The 20,291-nt window shown below is 72.4% G+C and carries 19 protein-coding genes; 10 read left to right on the top strand and 9 right to left on the bottom strand.

Translation table 11 applies throughout. The annotated features are described in order from the left end of the window. Positions 1 to 109: 109 nt before the first annotated feature. Complete coding sequence (locus tag J0911_RS18900) at positions 110 to 1,855, bottom strand: glycosyl hydrolase family 18 protein (RefSeq protein ID WP_207277036.1); 1,746 nt, start codon at positions 1,853 to 1,855, stop codon at positions 110 to 112. A gap of 186 nt (positions 1,856 to 2,041) precedes the next feature. Here J0911_RS18900 and J0911_RS18895 point away from each other — a divergent pair, with 186 nt between their 5' ends. From J0911_RS18895 to J0911_RS18880, 4 genes are all read left to right on the top strand, one after another. Further along, on the top strand, positions 2,042 to 2,662 hold the full coding sequence (locus J0911_RS18895; RefSeq protein WP_207277035.1) for a DUF4956 domain-containing protein: 621 nt from the start codon (positions 2,042 to 2,044) through the stop codon (positions 2,660 to 2,662). Next, on the top strand, positions 2,659 to 3,432 hold the full coding sequence (locus J0911_RS18890; protein ID WP_307865179.1) for a polyphosphate polymerase domain-containing protein: 774 nt from the start codon (positions 2,659 to 2,661) through the stop codon (positions 3,430 to 3,432). The genes J0911_RS18895 and J0911_RS18890 overlap by 4 nt, the downstream gene beginning before the upstream one ends. A gap of 109 nt (positions 3,433 to 3,541) precedes the next feature. Then, on the top strand, positions 3,542 to 5,086 hold the full coding sequence (locus J0911_RS18885; RefSeq protein WP_207277034.1) for a carbohydrate-binding domain-containing protein: 1,545 nt from the start codon (positions 3,542 to 3,544) through the stop codon (positions 5,084 to 5,086). Between the two features lie 155 nt (positions 5,087 to 5,241). Next, positions 5,242 to 5,961 (top strand): DUF6008 family protein, encoded by a 720-nt coding sequence (locus J0911_RS18880; protein WP_207277033.1) that lies wholly within the window; start codon positions 5,242 to 5,244, stop codon positions 5,959 to 5,961. Between the two features lie 18 nt (positions 5,962 to 5,979). Here the strand turns inward: J0911_RS18880 and J0911_RS18875 are convergent, their stop codons facing one another. The 4 genes from J0911_RS18875 to J0911_RS18860 all read right to left on the bottom strand — a co-directional run bounded on the left by J0911_RS18875 (position 5,980) and on the right by J0911_RS18860 (position 10,699). After that, positions 5,980 to 6,936: an SGNH/GDSL hydrolase family protein gene (locus J0911_RS18875; protein WP_207277032.1), complete on the bottom strand. Its 957-nt coding sequence runs from the start codon at positions 6,934 to 6,936 to the stop codon at positions 5,980 to 5,982. After that, positions 6,933 to 8,168 (bottom strand): glycosyltransferase, encoded by a 1,236-nt coding sequence (locus J0911_RS18870; RefSeq protein WP_207277031.1) that lies wholly within the window; start codon positions 8,166 to 8,168, stop codon positions 6,933 to 6,935. Before J0911_RS18870 ends, J0911_RS18875 begins: the two co-directional genes overlap by 4 nt. Positions 8,169 to 8,170: 2 nt before the next feature. After that, positions 8,171 to 9,262, bottom strand: coding sequence for a glycosyltransferase family 4 protein (locus tag J0911_RS18865; protein WP_307865178.1), 1,092 nt, complete (start codon positions 9,260 to 9,262; stop codon positions 8,171 to 8,173). 111 nt (positions 9,263 to 9,373) lie between these two features. Further along, positions 9,374 to 10,699, bottom strand: coding sequence for a glycosyltransferase family 87 protein (locus tag J0911_RS18860; RefSeq protein WP_307865177.1), 1,326 nt, complete (start codon positions 10,697 to 10,699; stop codon positions 9,374 to 9,376). A 132-nt stretch (positions 10,700 to 10,831) separates the two neighbouring features. Between J0911_RS18860 and J0911_RS18855 the strand changes: the two genes are divergently transcribed. Both J0911_RS18855 and J0911_RS18850 read left to right on the top strand, forming a co-directional pair. Further along, on the top strand, positions 10,832 to 11,407 hold the full coding sequence (locus tag J0911_RS18855) for a hypothetical protein (protein WP_207277030.1): 576 nt from the start codon (positions 10,832 to 10,834) through the stop codon (positions 11,405 to 11,407). 38 nt (positions 11,408 to 11,445) lie between these two features. Next, the gene (locus J0911_RS18850; protein ID WP_207277029.1) at positions 11,446 to 13,059 is read left to right on the top strand and encodes a PepSY-associated TM helix domain-containing protein; all 1,614 of its coding nucleotides are present in this window, start codon (positions 11,446 to 11,448) and stop codon (positions 13,057 to 13,059) included. Positions 13,060 to 13,114: 55 nt separating this feature from the next. Here the strand turns inward: J0911_RS18850 and J0911_RS18845 are convergent, their stop codons facing one another. Both J0911_RS18845 and pnuC read right to left on the bottom strand, forming a co-directional pair. After that, a complete protein-coding gene (locus J0911_RS18845; RefSeq protein WP_207277028.1) occupies positions 13,115 to 14,335 on the bottom strand; it encodes an acyl-CoA dehydrogenase family protein in 1,221 nt (406 codons plus the stop codon). 50 nt (positions 14,336 to 14,385) lie between these two features. Then, on the bottom strand, positions 14,386 to 15,084 hold the full coding sequence (gene pnuC / locus J0911_RS18840; protein ID WP_207277027.1) for a nicotinamide riboside transporter PnuC: 699 nt from the start codon (positions 15,082 to 15,084) through the stop codon (positions 14,386 to 14,388). A gap of 143 nt (positions 15,085 to 15,227) precedes the next feature. On the opposite strand from pnuC, the gene J0911_RS18835 reads away from it, so the two are divergent. Next, complete coding sequence (locus J0911_RS18835; RefSeq protein ID WP_207277026.1) at positions 15,228 to 16,241, top strand: LacI family DNA-binding transcriptional regulator; 1,014 nt, start codon at positions 15,228 to 15,230, stop codon at positions 16,239 to 16,241. A gap of 48 nt (positions 16,242 to 16,289) precedes the next feature. Here the strand turns inward: J0911_RS18835 and J0911_RS18830 are convergent, their stop codons facing one another. Together J0911_RS18830 and J0911_RS18825 are read right to left on the bottom strand one after the other, a co-directional pair. Beyond that, positions 16,290 to 17,036, bottom strand: a complete 747-nt coding sequence (locus J0911_RS18830) for a TetR/AcrR family transcriptional regulator (protein WP_207277025.1) — start codon at positions 17,034 to 17,036, stop codon at positions 16,290 to 16,292. A 10-nt stretch (positions 17,037 to 17,046) separates the two neighbouring features. Next, a complete protein-coding gene (locus tag J0911_RS18825; RefSeq protein ID WP_207277024.1) occupies positions 17,047 to 17,226 on the bottom strand; it encodes a hypothetical protein in 180 nt (59 codons plus the stop codon). 72 nt (positions 17,227 to 17,298) lie between these two features. Here J0911_RS18825 and J0911_RS18820 point away from each other — a divergent pair, with 72 nt between their 5' ends. From J0911_RS18820 to J0911_RS18810, 3 genes are all read left to right on the top strand, one after another. Further along, positions 17,299 to 17,922 (top strand): mycothiol-dependent nitroreductase Rv2466c family protein, encoded by a 624-nt coding sequence (locus tag J0911_RS18820; protein ID WP_207277023.1) that lies wholly within the window; start codon positions 17,299 to 17,301, stop codon positions 17,920 to 17,922. Between the two features lie 44 nt (positions 17,923 to 17,966). Then, positions 17,967 to 18,893 (top strand): LLM class F420-dependent oxidoreductase, encoded by a 927-nt coding sequence (locus J0911_RS18815; protein ID WP_207277022.1) that lies wholly within the window; start codon positions 17,967 to 17,969, stop codon positions 18,891 to 18,893. A 91-nt stretch (positions 18,894 to 18,984) separates the two neighbouring features. Continuing rightward, on the top strand, positions 18,985 to 20,262 hold the full coding sequence (locus tag J0911_RS18810) for a uracil-xanthine permease family protein (protein WP_207277021.1): 1,278 nt from the start codon (positions 18,985 to 18,987) through the stop codon (positions 20,260 to 20,262). The last annotated feature ends 29 nt before the right edge of the window (positions 20,263 to 20,291 follow it).

Raw genomic sequence — 20,291 nt, 5'->3', positions numbered from 1 at the left:
CCTCGAACGAGCAGATCCTGGTTCCCGATCCTGGGCCCCGGTACCGCGACGGGCTCGACCGCACCCCTGGCGGTCGAGCCCGTCGTTCCGTGCGGTGCCGGTCGTCAGCTCAGGCGCACGGCACCTCGGCGTCCCAGGCGCTCGTGGGATCCGTGCCCGGTTGGTCGCCACGGGTCCACCACATCGCGACGTGGTTCACGCCGGCTCGCGAGACGACGTCGCCGCGGCGGTACGTCTCGTCGGGCGACCATGCGGGAGCGCACTCCTCCGCCTCGACGGGGTGGTCACCGTGCTGCCCGACGGCGAGCCAGGGGTCCTTCCGTCCGCCGGTTCCCGGGGTGTCGTCGCGCGTCCACCAGGTGGCGCGGTACTCGACGCCGTCGTGCGACACGATGTCGCCCGCCGTGTAGACGCCGGTCGCGTACCAGGGTGCGGCACCGCCGTCGGGGACGAGAGGTCCGGGGGTCGCGGCGCGCAGCGTGCCCGCCAGGGCCCCGCCCAGCTCGTTCTCGAAGTCGCCGGTGATGTCCCAGAAGAACGCCCCGCCGTAACCCTCGGTCGCGACGAACTCGGCCTTGTCGGTCACCGAGCGAGGCGTGTCGAGGCTCCACCACTCGTCGCCGTCCCAGCGGTAGCCCGCCATCGCGGTGGCGTCGTAGTACTCCTCGCCGACGTCCCGCAGCAGGTTGTAGTTCCGCACGCCGACGGCGGCCCCGGCGGGTGCGCCCGGGGTCGGGTCGTCGACCCCGGACCAGCCCTGGCCGTAGGCGGCGAGTCCGAGGTTGACCTGCGATCCGTCGTACCCGGCGGCGCGGTAGGCGGCCAGCAGGTCGTCGGCAGCGAGACCCCAGTTGGCCCAGTCGTCGCCCGAGTCGGGCCAGCGGTACTTGTGCAGGTTGCCCTGGTGCCCGGTGCGGTCGGCGACCCATGTCCCGTGGTAGTCGTAACCCTGCACGTTGAGGAAGTCGACGACGGACGCGAGCCGGGGGTCGGTCCACCCGCCGTTCGTTCGTGGCGCCCAGCCCGCGGGTGCGAAGCCGGTCAGCAGGTAGTCCTCCCCCGTCTCGGCGCCGAGGCGGTCCATGGAAGCACGCAGTAGTTCCATGAAGGCGAGGAAGTTCTCCTTGTCCTCGTCCGGGCGCGGGGACGGGTGCTCGCCGTCGGCGGCCGGCCACTCCCAGTCGATGTCGATGCCGTCGAAGATCCCGGCGGCGACGCCCTCGCCGCCCTGGTCGCCCCGGACCGGCAGGTTGCCGCGCAGGTACAGGTCGACGCAGGACTCGACGAGCCGTTCCCTTCCCTCGGGCGTGGCCACGGCGTCGGAGAAGTTGTCGGACCAGGTCCAGCCGCCGATCGAGATCAGCACCTTCAGGTCCGGCGCGACGGCCTTGAGCTTGCGGAGCTGGTTGAAGTTGCCGGCGAGAGCCTGTCCGGGCCGGTCCGCGACGCCGTCCACGGCGTCGTCCGCGTCCACGAGATGCAGGTAGTCGGACTCGGGATCGCCCTCCGGCTCACCGGGGTCGACGCCGTCGTCCGGCACCTCGGCGTCGGTGATGTCGCACACCAGGTCGGTGGTGACGTTCCCGAACGCGTAGTTCAGGTGCGTCAGATCGGCGATCGCCCCGGTCCTCACCAGGTCGGCGACCTGGTAGTCGGCCTCACCGGTCGGGGCCCAGCCGGGGAAGTAGCCGATCGACCGGTAGCCGTTGATCCCGTCGTCGCCGTGGCGTACGGGAGAGGGGGCCGCGGACGCCGTGGCCGGCGCTCCGGCCGCGGCGAGGCCGATGGTCACGAGTGTGGCGAGGCCGACGGCGAGGCCGTGCCTGCGTGGTCTGGTGCGGGGCAAGGGGAACATGGGACTCCTCACGGGGGGTGGTCGGGTGTGACGGTAGTCACGCACAGGACGATTACGCAAGGGTCCTAGCGAATTGGCCGCGTCATCCACAGCGACGACACAGCCGGGTAGCAGCAACCACGGGGCGCCGGAGGGTTACCTCGACGGACAGAAGCAAGACATCTTCCGTTCATCCAGGAGCCAGCCATGTCGTCCCTCATGCTCTACGCGGTCGACCTCGTCGCCGTCGTCGTCCTCGTCCTCGCCCTCTACTTCCCGCGCCACCGCCGCCGCGACCTCGTGGTCGCATACCTCCTGGTGAACGTCGGGGTGCTGGCGGTGAGCTCGGCACTGGCGTCGAGCACCGTCGCGGCCGGCCTGGGACTCGGGCTCTTCGGCGTCCTGTCGATCATCCGCCTGCGCTCCCTGGAGCTCGAGCAGCACGAGGTGGCCTACTACTTCGCGGCCCTCGCGCTCGGTCTGCTGGGCGGGCTCGGTTCCACCACGGGCTGGCTCGGGCTCGCGGGAAGCGTGCTGGTCGTCGGCGTCATGGCCGTCGCCGACCACCCCCGCTTCCTTGCCCGCGTGAGCCACGAGACGCGGTCGGTGATGCTCGACGGAGCGCTGACGGACCACCTCGCGCTCGTGGCCCGGCTCGAGACGCTGCTCGGCGGGACGGTGCACGCGGTGTCCGTGCGGAAGCTCGATCTCGTGAACGACACCACGCTCGTCGACGTCCGCTTCTCCGCGGGTCCGCGCCCCGCGCCGTCGTCGGGACCCGGTATGCCGTCGTCGCGCACCGCCCTCCTTCAGGGAGCGGCCCGGTGATCGCCTGCCCCCTCACCCGGTTCACCCCCGTCGGCCTCGACGAACTGGACGCCGCCGCGGCGCTGCAGACCCGGCAGGACCGCAAGTACGTGCTGGACGCCGCCGCGTGCCACGGCCTGCTGGCCGCGCTCGACCCCGCGACCCGGGTTCTGGAGATCCACGGCGCCCGCACCTTCGCCTACGAGTCCACCTACTTCGACACGCCAGGCCTCGACGCCTTCCGGCTGGCGGCACACCGCCGCCGTCGTCGGTACAAGGTGCGCACGCGCACCTACGTCGACTCCGGCGCCTGCTTCGTCGAGGTGAAGACCCGCAGCGGACGCGGCCTGACCGTGAAGGAACGGCAGCCCCACGACGCCGGACCCGCACGCCTGGGCACCGCCGGCTCGTTCGTGGCCGAACGGCTCGCCGCGGCCGGCCTCGACGCGGCGCCCGCACGGGCGCTCGCCCCGACGCTCCGGTCCTCGTACCGGCGGACCACGCTGCTCCTCCCGGACGGCCGGCTCACCCTCGACACGGACCTTGCCTGGACCCTCCCCGGCCCGGACCCGGTCGCCGCCGTCGTACGCCTCGACCGTCGCGTCGTCGTGGAGACGAAGACCGGCGGGCCGGGGCCGTCGTCGGCCGACCGGCTCCTCTGGCGGGCCGGGCACCGGCCGGACCGCATCTCCAAGTACGCGACCGGGCTCACGCTCCTGCGACCCGGTCTTCCCGACGCCCCCTGGCGCCGAACGATCCGTCACCGCCTCGCACCGGAGTCCGCTCCCTAGCCGGAACTCCGGGCCTTCCCGCTCGCGACGGCGGCCGATCCGACCGTGCCGGCCGCTCCGGCCGCCCACTCACCGACATCCGCACACCTCACAGCAAGGACCCACACCGATGCGCATCAAGCGACCCAAGACCCTCCTCGCCGCTGCCCTGGCCGCCTACCTCGCGGTCGCGACCCTCACCGGCTGCAGTCTCAGTTCCGCGGCCGAGACGATCGGCACGGAGTCGAGCACCTCCACGTCGAGCGCGACGTCCTCCACGGACGTGGCACTCACCACGGACGACGCGCTGGCCGACAACAAGGACCACGCGGAGACCGCCGCTCTCGCCGATGAGACCTGGGACGAGGCCGACGAGGTCCGTGTCACCCTCGACGGCGACACGGCCGAGGCGTCGGGTGCCGGCGTCGAGGTCGACGGCTCCACGGTGACGATCACCGCACCCGGCACCTACCGCCTCACCGGCACCCTGACGGACGGTCAGGTGGTGGTGTCGTCCGAGGCCGACGGCCTCGTCCGGCTGGTGCTCGACGGCGCCGACATCACCAGCGCCACCACCTCGGCCATCGCGGTCATGGAGGCCGACGACGTCTCGGTGGTCCTGGCGGACGGCAGCGAGAACTTCCTGCGGGACGCCGCGGAGTACGAGTACGAGGGCGACGAGGACGAACCGAACGCCGCACTGTTCTCCAAGGACAGCATGGTCATCTCGGGCGACGGCTCACTCGGCGTCACCGGCAACGCGAACGACGGGATCACCTCCAAGGACGGCCTCGTCATCGCGGGCGGCACCATCACGGTCGAGGCGGCCGACGACGCCGTCCGGGGCAAGGACTACCTCGTCGTGACCGGTGGAACCCTCGACGTCACCGCCTCCGGCGACGGCCTCAAGGCCGACAACGAGGACGGTACCGACGACGACGGCGACACCGTCGGATATGCCGCGTTCCTCGGCGGCGAGGTCACGGTCAGCTCCGGGGACGACGGCGTGCACGCCGAGTCCGACCTCGTGGTCGCGGACGGAACCCTCACCGTCACGCGGTCCGCCGAGGGCCTCGAAGGCGCGCACGTCCTCGTCGCGGGAGGTACGACGGACGTGACGGCGTCGGACGACGGACTCAACGCGGCCGGGGCGACGGGCACGACGTCCGGCGGCATGGGCGGCGAGTCCGTGGGCGACTTCTCGCTGGCCGTCACCGGCGGCGCACTGACGGTCGACGCGGGAGGTGACGGCCTGGACTCCAACGGCACCACCACGGTCACCGGCGGCGACGTGACCGTCCTCGGCCCGACCTCGAACGGCAACGGCGCACTCGACAGCCAGGGGACGTTCACGGTGGACGGAGGCAACCTCGTGGCCGTGGGTCCCTCGGGCATGACGCAGGCGCCCGACGGCGGCTCGGCGCAGGCATGGGTGGTGGCCACGTTCGACACCCTCGCTGCCGGGACCGAGGTCCGCGTGGTGGGGGACGGTGGCAGCGTGCTCGCCGCCCTCACGCTCACGAAGGACGCGCAGTCGATCGTGCTGAGTGCGCCCGACCTCGTCGACGGTCGGACCTACACGGTCCTCGCCGCCGGTTCCGAGGTCGCCACGGTGACCGCGGGTGAGGCGGTCACCGAGGGCACAGGAGGAGTGGGACGCGGTCGCCGCGGCTGACGCCTCGCCCGCCCGCGCGGACACGACCTCGCGCCCCGGAGCCGGGCGGACCGTTGTCGCTTCCGGGCACGAAGTCAGCACGATGCCGTAATCCTCGTCCCTGCCGGGGGCCTAGCGTGACAGGCGCAACCCTGACACTGCGAGAGGGGACACGGATGGCACACGATCACGACCCGGCGTCGACGCTCGAGGTCCTGGGAGCAGTCGGCATGCTCGCCTGGACACTCTTCATGTGGGCGGCGATCGCCCTCCTCGCCTACGCGCACGGGCGACCCGTTCGGACCTGGATGCTCCGCGGCGCGACAGGGATCGTCGTGCTCGGGGTGGTCGGCCAGATCGGCCACATGCTCGAGCACGTCGCTCAGGCGGGCTACTGGATCATGCGGCCCTACGAACCCGCCTGGATGACACCCTGGGGCACCGGGCTGGCCAACGGGTTCGGCGTGGTCGACCCGACCAAGCCGTCGCTGGGCATGGAGATCCTGCACTTCGTCGGCAACATGCTGTTCCTGGCCGGCATCGTCGGCGTCGTGCAGCTCACCCGGCGGGTGACCTACCGCTCGACCGCGCGCAGGTGCGCACGGATGGGAGTGTGGATGCAGGGCATCCACGGCGTCGAGCACCTGGCCCTCATGCTGTCGGTGTGGCTCGGCGCCCCGACCGCCATCGGCCTGTCCACCTGGTTCGGGCTGATCGACCCGGGGGTCGCACTGTCCACCCATCGGATCTGGTGGCACTTCCTGGCGAACGTCCTGGGCTCCGCGATCTTCGGCCTGGCCCTCTACCACCTGTGGCGGGAGCGTCCCCGGATCGCCGCCACCTACCAGCCGTCGACGTCAGGAACGCCGACCGCAGCCCTGGCCCCCGCCGTCTGATCCGGGCCCACACGTCCCTCATGCCGGGTCGCTGCGCCCCGTCCGCCCAGGGGCGCGCGGCTCCGGCTCCGCGATCCCGGCCAAAGCCGGTCCGGAGGGCGCCATCCGCTCCGACCGGAGGTCGGACACGACCGCGCGGACCAGGCCCGGCAGGAAGTCTCCGCCCCGACGCCAGGTCCACGGGATCCCCTTGGCCACCAGCCACCCGGCACGCTGCCATCGGGACGGCGGGTCGGGCGCCGCAGGGAGAAGGGCGGCGAGCGTAGCCTCGGACGGCCCCGGCCCCGGCCCCGGCCACGCGCCCGGGGACGCTGTCGCCCCGGCCGGTGGCGATCCCGCCGTCCCGGCGTGCTCCTGACTGCCGGGCGATCCGCCGAGCCAGGCGCTCGCCGCCCCCAGTGCGAGCCGCCGGTGCCCCGCCGGTGACGGGTGCACGCGGTCGATGTGCCAGGCCAGGGCGCCCGCCGACGCGACCGCCCGGGCACCGTCGACCACCACGACGCGCCCGGGTGCCTCCCGCGCGGCGGTCGCGGCCGCGTCGACCGCCGTGTTGACCACGGCGACCCGCTGGCGCATCACGCGCCGCACGGCGGACGGAGCCAGCTCGAAGAGCCCGATGACGGGGAGCCGCACGAGGACGACGTCGCTGCCGGAAGCCGCCAGCGCGTCGACCGTCCGGGCGAGGGCGTCCTCGATCTCCCGTGCGGAGAAGTCGCTCCGCAGTACGTCGTTCCCCCCGACCAGGACGGTGGCGAGCGCAGGCCCGAGCCGGAGCGCCTCGGTGAGCTGGCGGCCGGCGACGTCCCGGGCACGCGATCCGTTGCTCGCCAGGTTCCGGAACGTCCCGGCCCGCAGGACCGTGGCCAGATGTGCGGCCCACCCCGCGCCGTGCGGGGCCTCGGGACCCACGGTGTCACCCACGCCGACGGTGATCGAGTCACCCAGTGCGACCGCGACCGCGGGCCCTCCCGTCATGGCCGCGAACCGGCCATCACCACACCGCCCGCCGGGGTGTCGGTCAGGGAGGCCGCGGCCGGGGAGGAAGGCTTGTCGTGCAGCGCGAGCATCGCCTCACCGGTCGCGGTCCACGGGAACAGCTCGGCGCGCCCCCGCGCGGCCGCACGCCGTGCGACCGGGTCACGGTCCAGGACGTCGTGGAGTGCGAGCGCGAGTGTCGCCGGCTCGGGAGCCGCCGCCGCACCGGCCGGTCCGACGATCTCCGGCAACGCGCTCGTCGCGGAGCACACCACGGGGGTGCCCGAGGCCAGGGCCTCGAGCGCGGCCAGCCCGAACGTCTCGATGGGCCCCGGAGCGACGACGACGTCGGCGCAGCTCAGCAGGGTCGCGAGACGCACCCGGTCCGGCACGAACGAGAGGAACTTGTGCGGCAGCCCGGCCGCGGCGGCCCGGTCACGGACCTTCGGCAGCAGCGGGCCCGCCCCGGCGACGACGAGCCGCACCGGGCGACCGTCGCGCATCACCTGGGCGGCGGCGTCGACGGCGAGATCGACGCGCTTCTCCTGCGAGATGCGGCTGGCCGTGACGATCAGCGTGGTGCCCGGCGGGGCGTACTGCTCGCGGAAGTCGTCGTCGTACCGGTCGGGCCGGAACATCTCCAGGTCGACGCCGAGGGGGACACGGACCAGCGGTGGCAGCGCGGCGCTCCGCGACCTGCGGCGCAGGCGTTCCACCTCGCCGGCGGCGAACTCGGTGGTCGCGACCAGCCGGTCGAACTTGGGCAGCGTCGCGAGGTTGTAGCGGTCGGCGAACCGCGGGGCGGTCGCGGCACCCAGCGCGGCGATGCGCCCGTCCGGTCCGTGGCCGGGAACCCACGAGCGCAGCACACCGTCGACCCGCTCGTGCAGCATCGCGAGCGACGGCACGCCCTCGGCGCTCGCCCAGTCCCCGATCCCGGTCAACGTGGTGCGGTCCGACACCTCCAGGCGGTCCGGTTCGAGCGCCTCCAGGAGCCGCCGGACCTTGCGAGGACGCACCACCACGCGATAACCGCCGGAGAACGGCGCACGAGGCGCGGCGACCGTGATGAGCCGGACGCCGTCCACGTGCGACACCGAGTCGTGCTCACCGGGGACCACGAGCACCGGTTCGTGCCCGTGCTTCAGGTACTGCCCGGCCATCGCGTGCATCGCGGTCCGGATCCCGCCGGAGCGCGGACCGTAGAAGTTCGCGATGTGAACGATGCGCACGGTCAAACCTCCGCCGACCCTGCCCTTTCGTGGACCCGGATCGCGTCTTCGTAGTGGTGCACGAGCTCTTCGCAGATGTCGTGCCAGGTGCGGCCCTCGGCGCGCTCGCGGGCCGCTGCCCCGAACGCGAGCCGCTTGCGCTCGTCGCCCACGAGGTCGGCCACGTGCCGCCGCAGTGCCCTGTGGTCACCTGGAGCGTACAGCCATCCGTCATGGGAGTGCCGCACGATGTCCAACGGCCCGCCGGCCGCGGGCGCCACCACGGGGACACCGCTCGCATGGGCCTCCTGGAGGGTCTGGCCGAAGGTCTCCAGCTCGCCCGGGTGCACGAAGACGTCCAGGCTCGCCATGGCACGCGCCAGTTCCTCACCGCGGAGCAGGCCCGTGAAGTGCGCCGTCGGCAGCAGGTGGTGCAAAGCCTCTCGCTCCGGCCCGTCACCGACGACGACGAGCCGCACGTTCGGCAGGTCCTTCAGCACGCTCAGCGCCTCGACCTGCTTCTCCGCGGCCAGCCGCCCGACGTACCCGACGAGCACCTCCTTGCCGTCGCCCACCGCGCGGCGCCACGTCTCGTCGCGGAACCGCGGGTGGAACGACGTCGTGTCCACACCGCGTCCCCACAGCCGCATGTTCGGGATCCCGTGGGCCGCGAGCTGCCGCATGGTGGCGGTCGACGGTACGAGGTTGAGCGTCGCCTTCTCGTGCAGGTCCTTGACGCGCTTCCACAGGAGGGGCTCGAAGTGGCCGAGCCCGTAGCGGGAGGCGTAGCCGGGCACCTCGGTCTGGTAGACGGCGACGGTCGGCAGGCCCATCCGCTCGGCCGCGAGCATGCCGCGCCAGCCCAGGATGAACGGCGAGGCCAGGTGCACGACGTCGGGCTCGAACGCCGCGAGCGTGCGCTCGGTGCGCCACTTCTTGCCGACCACGAGGCGGACGTCCGGGTAGCCGGGGAAGCCGATGGAGCCGAGTTCGACGACGGGCGCACCGCTGACGAAGGGCGGTACGGCGCCGCTGTCGGCGTCGGGAGCGAGCACCATGGCCTCGTCGCCACGCTGTTCGAGGTGCTCGAGTACCCGCAGCACGGAGTTGGTCACCCCGTTCACCTGCGGGAGAAAAGACTCTGTGACGATAGCTACACGCACGGTAGACACTCGACCATCGTTCGGTGACGTGTCAGGAGCCTGGGGGCGGAGTGTCGGCAAACGTCACGTGTCATCTTGCTCCTTCTGCAACGCCGGGGCGTCCGCGGAAGCCCCGCCCCGAGCATCCCGGCGGTCTGCCGCGGCCGCGATCTGAACCAGTCGCACAACCGCTCCCAGCAAGAGTGCCACGAGAAGGGCGTTGCGCACCGCTCCGACCAGGGTCATTTCAGGGAAGCCCCCGAGAAACTCCCCGTAACGGACAGGGAAGATCATCTTCGTGAGCGAGGCGGTGACGATCAGGCCCAGCGCCGGCGGCAGCCAGGTGCGCCGCGCCTCGGTGGCGTCGCGGCCGTAGAGCGCGACGGCCGCGGCGACCGGAGGCCCGAGCCACGCGATGAACTGGGGAGACCCCACCTTGTTGCACACGATCAGGGCGAGCAGCCCGGCCGCCGCGGTGAGCAGCAGGATGTCCTGGGCGCGCTCGGGCCGCCGGCGTACCGCGAAGGCGGCGAGCAGCGCGACGAGCGTGACGACGACGAGCAGCGCGACGTCCAGCGCCTCCGCCATGGCGTGCGGTGCGGAACCCAGCACCTCGTACGTGTAGATCTCGTCGTTCCAGGCGGGGTCGTACCGCGGGCCGTCCATTCCGATGAGGAGGAACGGCGTGGCGCCGACCGACTCCACCTGGAGGTTGCGGTCGCTCTGCTCGCCGAAGACGTCGAGCACCCTGCCGCCGCTGCCGCCCGCGAGCGCCCAGCCGAGGACGAGGGTGGTGACCAGGGCTCCGGGCAGGACCACGTTGCGCGCGAACCGGTGGATGCTGCCTGATGTCGCGGCGATGGCGACGGCGACCGCGCCCGGCGCGATCTTGATCCAGGCGCCGATGGTGGCCAGGGTCATGGCTGTCGCGGGATGTCTGGCCGCGATCACCAGCGCGACGAGGATGACGGGGGCGATCACGCCGTCGAGGCGGCCGAGGAAGATCGGGCCGAGTGCGATGAGGAAGACCAGCCAGAACCACGCGGCGAGGGGTCCTCGGGGGCGGGCGCGTGCGAGGAGGACGGTGGCGACGGCGTTGAGCGTGACGACGAGGCCGAGCCACACCCATTCGTAGCCGGCCGTGGTCTGGGAGACCCAGGCAGGTGGCGTGATCGCGAGGAGCGCGCCGACCGGGTAGACCCACGCGTAGTCGAAGACCGGCCATCGGGCGGCGTCGACGCCGTTGCGGGCCCACCACTCGTAGAGGACGACGTCACCGAAGATCTGTGGTTCCCACTGCCACGCCTCGTGGATCAGCCAGGCGTGGGCGGCGACGAAGGCGGCGGCGATGCCCCAGGGCGAGAGGAGGGCGCGGGTCAGGGCGCGGACGGGTCGGGCGTCGGTCAGCACGATTCACATCCTTGCACCGATCACTCGCGGGGTGTTATGCCCGGATTGGGAGCGTCGGGTGCGAGCGCATGACAGGTGCGCGTCGACGCGTGACGTGTCCGGCGGGAGGATCCGCCCGGGAGAGGGGGAACGATGCGCACCGTACGGGGCGCCGTGGCGGGGTCGGTGGCGACCCTGGCCGCGCTGCTGTCGCACCTGCTCGGCGGGGGTGCGGTTCCCGCCTGGTACGGGATCGTCGTCCCGTGGGCGCTGTCGCTGCTCGTGTGCGCGGTGCTGGCCGGGCGCCACCTGTCGCCGTGGCGTCTGGCGGTGTCGGTGGCGCTGAGCCAGGCGTTGTTCCACGCGCTGTTCGCCGCGGGAGCCCCGGCGACGTCCGGCCGGTACGACGGCGGGCACGGTGCCGACGGGGTGCGCCATGCGCACGGCGAGCCGTCGGCGGACCTCACCATGTGGCTCTGGCACCTGGTCGCGGCAGCCGTCACGGTCGTCGCCCTGTACCGCGGTGAACGTCTTCTGCTGCGGCTGCGGGAACTGGCGGGGGAGGCGGTGTCCTGGGTTCGCCGGCGCCTCGGCGTCGTGGCGGCCGTGCTTCTGCCGGCCCCCGTGGTGGCCGTCGCGATGCCTGTCCGGGCGGACCGGCGCAGGCACCATGATCCGCACCTCTCGGTCCGTAGGAGGCGGGGGCCACCGGCGTCGCCGTGCGCCTGATCAGCCCCACCGTCCTTCTCGTCCGAAAAGAGGAACCCATGACCACCACCGTCTCCGGCGTGCCCGCGAGCGGGTCGCGGCAGTCCCCTCCGCCGCGGGGGCCCGACCCCGCGAAGCGCGGCTGGCTGCGGCCGCTGCTGCTGCGCCTGCACTTCTACGCCGGCCTGCTCGTCGGCCCATTCGTCCTGGTCGCGGCGCTCAGCGGGGCGCTCTACGCACTGACGCCGAGCATCGAGCAGGTCGTCTACGACCGGGAGCTCCACGTCCCGGTCGACGGACCGTCGGCCGGCGCCGGGGGGCCCGGCGCGGCGGCGCCGTCCCTGACCGAGCAGGTCGCGGCGGCCCGGGAGTACCTCGCCGGGCGGGGCCAGGACGCGGACGCCGACCTGTCGGCGGTTCGGCCCGCTCCGGAGCCCGGTGACACGACGCGCGTCATGTTCACCGAGCCGGGCCTCGGGTCCAGTGAGTCCCGGGCGGTGTTCGTCGATCCCGGGAGCGGCGACATCCGCGGCGACCTCACGGTCTACGGCACCAGCGGGGCGCTTCCGTTGCGCACCTGGGTGGATCAGCTGCACCGGAATCTCCACCTCGGCGATCCCGGTCGTCTCTACAGCGAGCTCGCGGCCTCGTGGCTCGGGATCGTCGCGCTCGCCGGGATCGGCCTGTGGATCGCCCACTTCCGCCGGGTGCGTGCCCGGCGGGACCTGCTCCGTCCGGCGTTGCGGCGTACCGGGTACCGTCGCCTGTTCTCGGCGCATGCCTCACTCGGTCTCTGGGTCCTGCTCGGCGCGTTGTTCCTGTCGGCGACCGGAATCACGTGGTCGCAGTACGCGGGGGCCAACGTGGGAGATCTGCGTGCCGCGATCGGGTGGGGGACACCGGCACTGAACACGGTCGTCGACGCCGGTGAGGCGGGGTCCTCCGGTGCGGGGGACCCGGCCGGGGGCGACCACGCGGAGCACGGCGGTGCGTCCGGCAGCGGCGGCGACGAGGACGGCGGGCACACCGGGGACCACTCCGGGCACGCTGCGGGGAGCGGGCCGGGGGAGTCGCCCGTCGGAGCGGCTGACGGGACGGCTCTGCCGGACGTCGCCACGTTCGACGACGTCCTCGCGGCCGCTCAGGCGGTCAACGTCGACACCGGGCTGGTCGAGATCCGCCCACCGGCGGAGCCCGGGTCCGCCTGGGTGGTCCAGGAGATCCAGCGCAGCCATCCCACCGAGGTCGACGGGGTCGCGATCGACGGCGCCACCCTGGCGGTCGTGGACCGGACCGACTTCTCCGAGTTCCCGGTCGGGGCCAAGCTCGCCCGGTGGGGCATCGACCTGCACATGGGCAGTCACTTCGGTGTGGCCAACCAGGTGGTGCTGTTCCTCGTCGCGTCCGGGATCGCCACGATGGTCGTGCTCGGTTACCGCATGTGGTGGACGCGGCGCCCGACGACGTCTCGTGCGGTGGGCGGGCCGCCGCCCCGCCGGGGCGTCCTTCGTGACGCGCCGTGGTGGGGGCTGCTCGCCGTGGCCGGCGCCGGGGTGGCGATCGGCCTCTTCTTCCCGCTGGTCGGCTACACGCTGGCCGCGTTCGTCGTCGTCGACGTGATCGTCGGACTCGTGCGCCGCCGGAGAGCCGGAGCCGTGATGCACGGCGGGTGAGCATCGGTCGGGCGGTCGCGGCCGGGCCCAGCGCGGCCGCGACCGCCCGCGGGCGTCAGGCGAACGCGCTCACGCCGGTGATCTCGCGGCCGATGATGAGCGCCTGCATGCTCTCGGTGCCCTCGTAGGTGTGCAGGGCCTCGATGTCGGCGAAGTGGCGTGCCACGCGGTTCTCCAGCAGGATGCCGTTGCCGCCGAGCATGTCGCGGGCGATCTGCGCGATCTGGCGGGCGCCGCGCGTGCAGGAGTACTTCGCGATCGACGCCTGGGGGCCGGTGAGCTCGCCGGACTCGGCCAGCCGTGTCATCTGCTTCACCAGCAGCTGGATCTGCGTGAGGGTCGACAGCATCTGTGCCAGGCGCTCCTGGACCATCTGGCTCGCGGCCAGCGGCCTCCCGAACTGCACGCGCTGCTTCGAGTACGCCACCGCGGACTCGTAGCAGGCGATGGCGTGCCCGACGGCGGACCACGCGACGCCCAGGCGCGTCGCGAACAGCACGCGGCCGGTGTCCTTGAACGACCGTGCCTTCGGCAGCAGGTTCTCCGCGGGGACGAACACGTCGTTCAGGACGATGTGCGCCTGGTGGATCGCTCGCAGCGAGACCTTGCCCCGGATGGTGGTGGCCTCGTAGCCAGGGCTGTCCTGCGGGACGATGTAGCCGTGGACCTGCCCGTCCTCGCCACGGGCCCACACGACCGTGATGTCGCCCGTCGAGCCGAGGCCGATCCACTTCTTCTCGCCGTTGATGACGTAGCCCTCGACGCCGTCGCGGGTGGTGGCGACCGCCGTCGTCTCCAGGGCGACCGAGTCCGAGCCGTGCGTCGGCTCGGTGAGGCCGAACGCGCCGAGGATCTCCCCGCGTGCCATCGGGCCGGCATACTTCTCGATCTGCTCGTCGGAGCCGAGCATCACGATCGACTGGAGGGCGAGCCCGCCCTGCACCCCGCAGATCGTGGCCACGGAGCCGTCGCCGCGCGACATCTCCATCGCGGCCAGGCCCTCGGCGTACGGCGTGACGTGCGGGAGGCCGGGCACGTCCACGCCGTCACGCAGCAGGTCGAGCTCGGCGAGGCGCTTGACGAGGTCCATCGGGATCTCGTACCGCTCCCAGTGGTCGGCGATGACCGGCAGGACCTCCTCCTGCACGAACCGGCGGACCTTGTGCTGGTGGGCACGCTCCTCCTCGGTGGCGTCGGCGAACGCCCCGGCGAAGTCGATGTCGAGCGGCTGGGACAGGTCGTATGCGGGCGCCGTCACCCCGGGAGTCTGAGTCATGCTCACCATCGTGCTCCGGTACCGAATCTCACGTCAAGCGATACGGCGTCTCACGCGGCGGCGGCCGCCTGCTCCCTCCGCTGGACCCGCCACCAGACGAAGAAACCCACCAGCGTGAACCCTCCGTAGAACACATACATCGCCGCCGTCGCCCAGTACCCGGCGCTCAGCAGCAGCGGCACGCCGACGATGTCCACCGCGACCCAGATCAGCCAGAACTCGACCCAGCCCTTCGCCATGCCGTAGGTGGCCAGCAGCGAACCCATGAAGATCCAGGCGTCGGCCCAGACGGGCTCGAACGAGCCGAGCGCCCGGAACAGCGGGGTCAGCAGGAGCGTGCCGCCGGCCAGCGCCGCGACCAGTCCGAGGCGTGCGGGCCACGACGCCCAGCGCGGGTGCACGGCGGCGCCGTCGTCCGCGGGGACCTTGCCGTCCGCACGGACGTCCGCGGCACGGCGGCGCGTCTCGCGCCAGCGGTACCAGCCGTAGACGGACACGGCGATGAACATGACCTGACGGCCCGCCTGGCCCAGCATGTCGGCCCGGGAGGTCTCGCCGAACCACGAGCCCAGGAAGACGGTGAACAGCAGCACGTTCCCGACGATGCCGACCGGCCAGGCCCAGACCTTCCGGCGCATCCCGCCGAGCGCGGACGCCAGTCCGAAGGCGTTCCCGATCACCTCGCGCCACAGCAGCTGCTGGTCACCGATGCTGAAGGTGGCGTCGAACAGCCAGCGGATCACGTCCATGCGAGAAGGATCGCACGCCGCCCGGGACCCGCCCGGGATCGTTCTCACGAGGTGCCGGACGGACCGCCGAAGCGGCGGAGGGGGCGGTCCGCGGGTCTTACACTCCGAGGAACCGGACCCGTCCCTGACCCTGGAGGAGAGTCATGCGCGACACGCGGACCGCACGGCCCACCCTCGAGACGGTGGCACGCCTGGCCGGTGTCTCCCGCGCGACGGTGTCCCGCGTGATCAACGGCTCCGAGGGCGTGACCCCGGGAGTGCGGGAGGCCGTCGACCGGGCCGTCGAACAGCTCGGCTACGTGCCCAACCCGGCGGCGCGCAGCCTCGTCTCGCGCCGCACGGACTCGATCGCCCTCGTCGTGCCGGAGCCGGCGGCGCGCATGTTCTCCGACGACGCCTTCTTCACCGGCATCCTGCGGGGTATCGGGCAGGAGCTCGACGCCGCCGACAAGCAGCTCGTCCTCCTGCTCGCCTCGACACCCGCGAACCACGGCCGGATCACGCGCTACCTGCGCGCCCGGACCGTGGACGGCGTCATCCTCGCCTCACTCCACGGGGCCGATCCCTTCCCGTCCGAGCTCGCCGCGATGGGCGTGCCGGCGGTCGCGAGCGGCCGCCCGCTCTCGGGCGGCGTGATCCCCTACATCGACGTCGACCACGTGGGCGGTGTCCGTGCCGCCGTCGAACACCTGCTGGCCCAGGGACGCAAGCGCATCGCGACCATCGCCGGCCCACAGGACATGGTCGCCGGGATCGACCGGCTCGCCGGGTACCGCGGCGCGGTCGCCGCGGCCGGCATGCGGTCCCTCGTGGAGATCGGCGACTTCACCCGCGAGTCCGGGACGACCGCCATGCGGCGGCTCCTCGACGACGAGCCCGCCATCGACGCCGTCTTCGTGGCCTCCGACCTCATGGCCGAGGGCGCCCTGCGCACGCTCCGCCGCGAGCGCCGCCGGGTGCCGGAGGACGTCGCCGTCGTCGGGTTCGACGACGCCACGGCGGCCCGCTCCACGGAACCACCGCTGACCACCGTACGGCAGCCGATCCACGAGACCGGCCGGATGCTGGCTCAGCAGGTGCTCAGACTCGCGTCGGGGGAGAGCGTCGAGCCGGCGGTCATCCTGCCCACGGAACTGGTGCTCCGCGAATCGGCGTGAACGCCCCTCCGGCCCCGTCCGCCGGGCGCGCGAGCACCGGCGGCCGAGCTAGCCCAGGGCGTCGCGGACCGCCCGGGCGACGTCGTCCGGCGGGGTCCCGCCGTCGAGAACCGTCACCACGATGCGCCGCCGAGGCCCCGCATCCGCCTCCGGTGACGGACCACCCTTGCTCACCACGACGGCGCGGCGCAGGTCGGCGAACGCCTCCTCCAGGTCGGGGCGCAGGTCGAGCGACGGGTTGCGCAGCCAGCGCCGCAGGATGGCGTTGTGCACCGCCACCACCGACGCCGCGAACGCGATCGACGCCGTCGTGTTCGACCGGTCCGGCGGCAGGGTGTCGCGCAGGTACTGCGTGAACGCGCGCTCGTAGCGGTGCGTGGTGACCAGTTCGCGGTCGCGCAGTGCCGGGACCTGCTGCAGCAGCTCGTACCGCGCGAGCGACGTCTCGCGCTGTCCCACGTGGTGGTCGAACACCATGCGCGCCGCCCGGCACACCTCGAGGTACGGGCCCGCCTCCGGGTCCCAGCCGTGCCCGACGTCGCCCCCGGCCTCCTCGCTCGCACGCGCCTCCGGACGGGTGGCGGCCAGCATGACGACCACCTCTTCGAGAAGAAGCTCGTGGTCGGCGAAGACGACATCTTCCTTCGAGCGGTACCTGCGGAAGAACGTCGCCCGGCTGACCTGGGCGGCGTCGGCGATCTCCTCGACGGTGGTCTTCTCGTAGCCCTGCCGGGTGAAGAGGTCGACCGCGGCGTCGACCGCCTGGGCATGCGTATGAGGTCGGACCGCTGTCATGCAGGGCAGGTTACCGCTCCCGGATCCTGCCGGTACGGAGCCGCTGGAGATAGCGCACCTCCCGGAGCGCGACGGCGATGCCCAGGACGAGCGGAAGGGCGGACCACGGATGCCCTGACAGGAGACCGAGCAGCCCGGCGACGGCCACCGCGCCGCCACCCAGGACCGTGAACAGGCTCGACCATCGCATGGTGCTCACCGTAGCGGAGGGCCGCCCACACCGGGCCCGGCGTCGCCGGACAGTCGGCATAGGGTCGGGTGCATGACCGAGACCACCACGACCCCCGCACCCGTCGTCGACGTGTACGTCGACCCCGTCTGTCCGTTCGCCTGGATCACCTCCCGCTGGGCGCTCGAGGTCGCCCGGCACCGCGATGTCGAGCTCACGCTCAAGCTGATGAGCCTCTACCTGCTCAACAAGGACCGTGACATCTCCGCCGACTACCGGGCACTCATGGACAGTTCGCGCGGCATCGGACGCGTCGCCTGCGCGGTGCAGACCGACCACGGCGCCGACGCGTTCGCGGCCTTCTACGGCGCCGCGGGCACCCGTATCCACAACGGGCGCGACAAGGACTTCGGCGCCGTCATTCCCGACGCCCTCGCCGAGGCCGGGCTTCCCGCGGAGCTCGCGGCCGCCGCCGAATCCGACGCGTACGACGACGCGCTCGCCGCGTCGCACGAGGCCGGCATGAAACCGGTGGGAGAGGACGTCGGCACGCCCACCATCCACGTGGACGGCGTCGCGTTCTTCGGCCCCGTCCTCCAGTCGATCCCTCGCGGTGAGGAGGCGGTGCGCCTGTTCGACGGTGCGGTGGCCCTGGCCTCCTACCCGGACTTCTTCGAACTGAAGCGGACCCGGTCGGGGTCGCTGGACTTCGACTGACGTCCCGTCGGAAGGTTTCCCGCACCGGTGACATTGTGGGGGGCATGAGTCTCGATCTCCGCATCTTCACCGAACCCCAGCAGGGCGCCTCGTACGACGACCAGCTCGCCGTCGCCAAGGCCACCGAGGAACTCGGCTTCAGCGCCTTCTTCCGCTCCGACCACTACCTCGCCATGGGCAGTGACGGTCTTCCCGGCCCCACCGACGCCTGGACGACGCTCGCCGGCCTGGCGCGCGAGACGACGACCGTCCGGCTCGGCACGCTCGTCTCGTCCGCGACGTTCCGCCACCCCGGTGTACTCGCCATCCAGGTCGCGCAGGTGGACCAGATGTCGGGCGGCCGGGTCGAGCTCGGCCTCGGCACCGGCTGGTTCGCTGCCGAGCACGCCGCCTACGGGATCCCGTTCCCCGACAAGCGGTTCGGCATGCTCGAGGAGCAGCTCGCCGTCGTGACCGGGCTGTGGAACACGCCGGAGGGCGAGACGTTCTCGCACGCCGGTGAGCACTACACGCTCACGGACTCGCCCGCCCTGCCCAAGCCGGCACAGGCCCGCGTCCCCGTGATCGTCGGTGGCGGGGGACCCAGGCGGACTCCGGCGCTCGCCGCCCGGTTCGCCGACGAGTACAACCAGGCGTTCCCGGAGATCGACACGATCGGCCCGCGGATCAAGGTCATCGAGCAGGCGCTGTCCGACGCCGGCCGGAGCGCGGACTCCCTGGTCCAGTCCGCCGCGCTCGTGGTGGCCGTGGGCAAGGACGAGGCCGAGTTCGCGAAGCGGGCCGCGGCGATCGGCCGGGAACCCGCCGAACTGCGGGAACACGGGATCGCCGGCACGGTCGGCGAGGCGGCCGACCGGCTCCGCGGACTGGAGAAGGCCGGCGTGACGCGGGTGTATCTCCAGGTCCTGGACCTGCACGACCTGGACCACCTCGACCTCGTCGCCCGCGAGGTGCGGCCTCAGCTCGGCTGAGGGAGCGGGGCGCGCCCGTCGCCGTGACCGCCGCGCGTGCCGGGTGCACTACTCTCCGCTCGGTACACGAGCGACGAGATCGGGGCCTGGCATGAAGATCGGTTGGACGGTGCACGGTGACGGCGCGCGGATCGCGCCGGGTGAGGCCGTGGCGCCCGGTGAACGGCTGACCTGGCCGCGGACGATCGGTATCGGGCTGCAGCACGTGGTGGCGATGTTCGGCGCCACCTTCCTGGTGCCCGTGCTGACCGGGTTCGACCCCGCCACCACGCTGTTCTTCTCGGCGATCGGTACGGCCGGCTTCCTGCTGATCACGGGGAACCGGCTGCCGAGCTACCTGGGTTCCAGCTTCGCCTTCATCGCGCCGATCACGGCCGCGACGGCGTCCGGCGGCCAGTCCGTCGCCGTCGGGGGCATCCTCGTGACCGGCCTGCTGCTGGCGGCGGTGGGTGCGGTGGTGCACCTGGCGGGGGCGCGCTGGATCGACACCGTCATGCCGCCGGTGGTGACGGGCGTGATCGTGGCGCTGATCGGGCTGAACCTCGCCCCGGCCGCGTGGGGCACCTGTGACGAGGGCGGTGCCTGCTCGGGCTTCCAGGCCTCACCACCGACCGCCGTCGTGACGCTGGCGGCGGTGATCCTCATCTCGGTGCTGTTCAAGGGGATCCTCGGCCGGTTGTCGATCCTGCTCGGCGTCGCGGTGGGCTACGCGTTCGCGGCGGCGCGCGGCGAGGTGGACCTCACGCCGATCGGCGAGGCGGCCTGGTTCGGCCTGCCGACGTTCACGGCGCCGTCGTTCGATCCGGCTGCGCTCGGTCTGTTCGTCCCGGTGGTGCTCGTGCTCGTGGCGGAGAACGTGGGTCACGTGAAGTCCGTCGCTGCGATGACCGGCAGGAACCTCGATGGAGTCACCGGCCGTGCCCTGTTCGCCGACGGTCTCGCGACGGCGTTCGCAGGCCTCGGCGGAGGCTCCGGCACGACGACGTACGCCGAGAACATCGGTGTCATGGCCGCGACGCGCGTCTACTCCACGGCGGCCTACTGGGTCGCCGCGGCCGGTGCGCTGGTGCTCAGCCTGTCGCCGAAGTTCGGCGCCGTGATCAACTCCGTGCCCGGCGGGGTTCTCGGCGGAGTCACGACGCTGCTCTACGGGATGATCGGCGTGCTCGGCGCGCGGATCTGGGTCCAGAACCGGGTGGACTTCTCCGACCCGGTCAACCTGACCACCGCGGCCGTACCGCTGGTGGTGGGCATCGCGAACTACACGTGGGCAGCCGGGGACCTGCGGTTCGAGGGCATCGCCCTGGGTACGGCGTCAGCCCTCGTCATCTACCACGGCATGCGCCTGGTGGAGCGTCTGCGCAAATAGCCTTCCCCGGGACTGAACGCGTGTGTAGC

Origin of the sequence: Myceligenerans salitolerans (assembly GCF_017349295.1) — a bacterium.
GTDB lineage: Bacteria > Actinomycetota > Actinomycetes > Actinomycetales > Cellulomonadaceae > Myceligenerans > Myceligenerans salitolerans.
This window is presented reverse-complemented; position numbering and strand designations above follow the sequence as displayed.

Coding starts and splice junctions, on each gene's coding strand:
- J0911_RS18900 (WP_207277036.1), bottom strand. CDS start 1,855: ATGTTCCCCTTGCCCCGCACCAGACCACGCAGGCACGGCCTCGCCGTC.
- J0911_RS18895 (WP_207277035.1), top strand. CDS start 2,042: ATGTCGTCCCTCATGCTCTACGCGGTCGACCTCGTCGCCGTCGTCGTC.
- J0911_RS18885 (WP_207277034.1), top strand. CDS start 3,542: ATGCGCATCAAGCGACCCAAGACCCTCCTCGCCGCTGCCCTGGCCGCC.
- J0911_RS18880 (WP_207277033.1), top strand. CDS start 5,242: ATGGCACACGATCACGACCCGGCGTCGACGCTCGAGGTCCTGGGAGCA.
- J0911_RS18875 (WP_207277032.1), bottom strand. CDS start 6,936: ATGACGGGAGGGCCCGCGGTCGCGGTCGCACTGGGTGACTCGATCACC.
- J0911_RS18855 (WP_207277030.1), top strand. CDS start 10,832: ATGCGCACCGTACGGGGCGCCGTGGCGGGGTCGGTGGCGACCCTGGCC.
- J0911_RS18850 (WP_207277029.1), top strand. CDS start 11,446: ATGACCACCACCGTCTCCGGCGTGCCCGCGAGCGGGTCGCGGCAGTCC.
- J0911_RS18845 (WP_207277028.1), bottom strand. CDS start 14,335: ATGACTCAGACTCCCGGGGTGACGGCGCCCGCATACGACCTGTCCCAG.
- pnuC (WP_207277027.1), bottom strand. CDS start 15,084: ATGGACGTGATCCGCTGGCTGTTCGACGCCACCTTCAGCATCGGTGAC.
- J0911_RS18835 (WP_207277026.1), top strand. CDS start 15,228: ATGCGCGACACGCGGACCGCACGGCCCACCCTCGAGACGGTGGCACGC.
- J0911_RS18830 (WP_207277025.1), bottom strand. CDS start 17,036: ATGACAGCGGTCCGACCTCATACGCATGCCCAGGCGGTCGACGCCGCG.
- J0911_RS18825 (WP_207277024.1), bottom strand. CDS start 17,226: ATGCGATGGTCGAGCCTGTTCACGGTCCTGGGTGGCGGCGCGGTGGCC.
- J0911_RS18820 (WP_207277023.1), top strand. CDS start 17,299: ATGACCGAGACCACCACGACCCCCGCACCCGTCGTCGACGTGTACGTC.
- J0911_RS18815 (WP_207277022.1), top strand. CDS start 17,967: ATGAGTCTCGATCTCCGCATCTTCACCGAACCCCAGCAGGGCGCCTCG.
- J0911_RS18810 (WP_207277021.1), top strand. CDS start 18,985: ATGAAGATCGGTTGGACGGTGCACGGTGACGGCGCGCGGATCGCGCCG.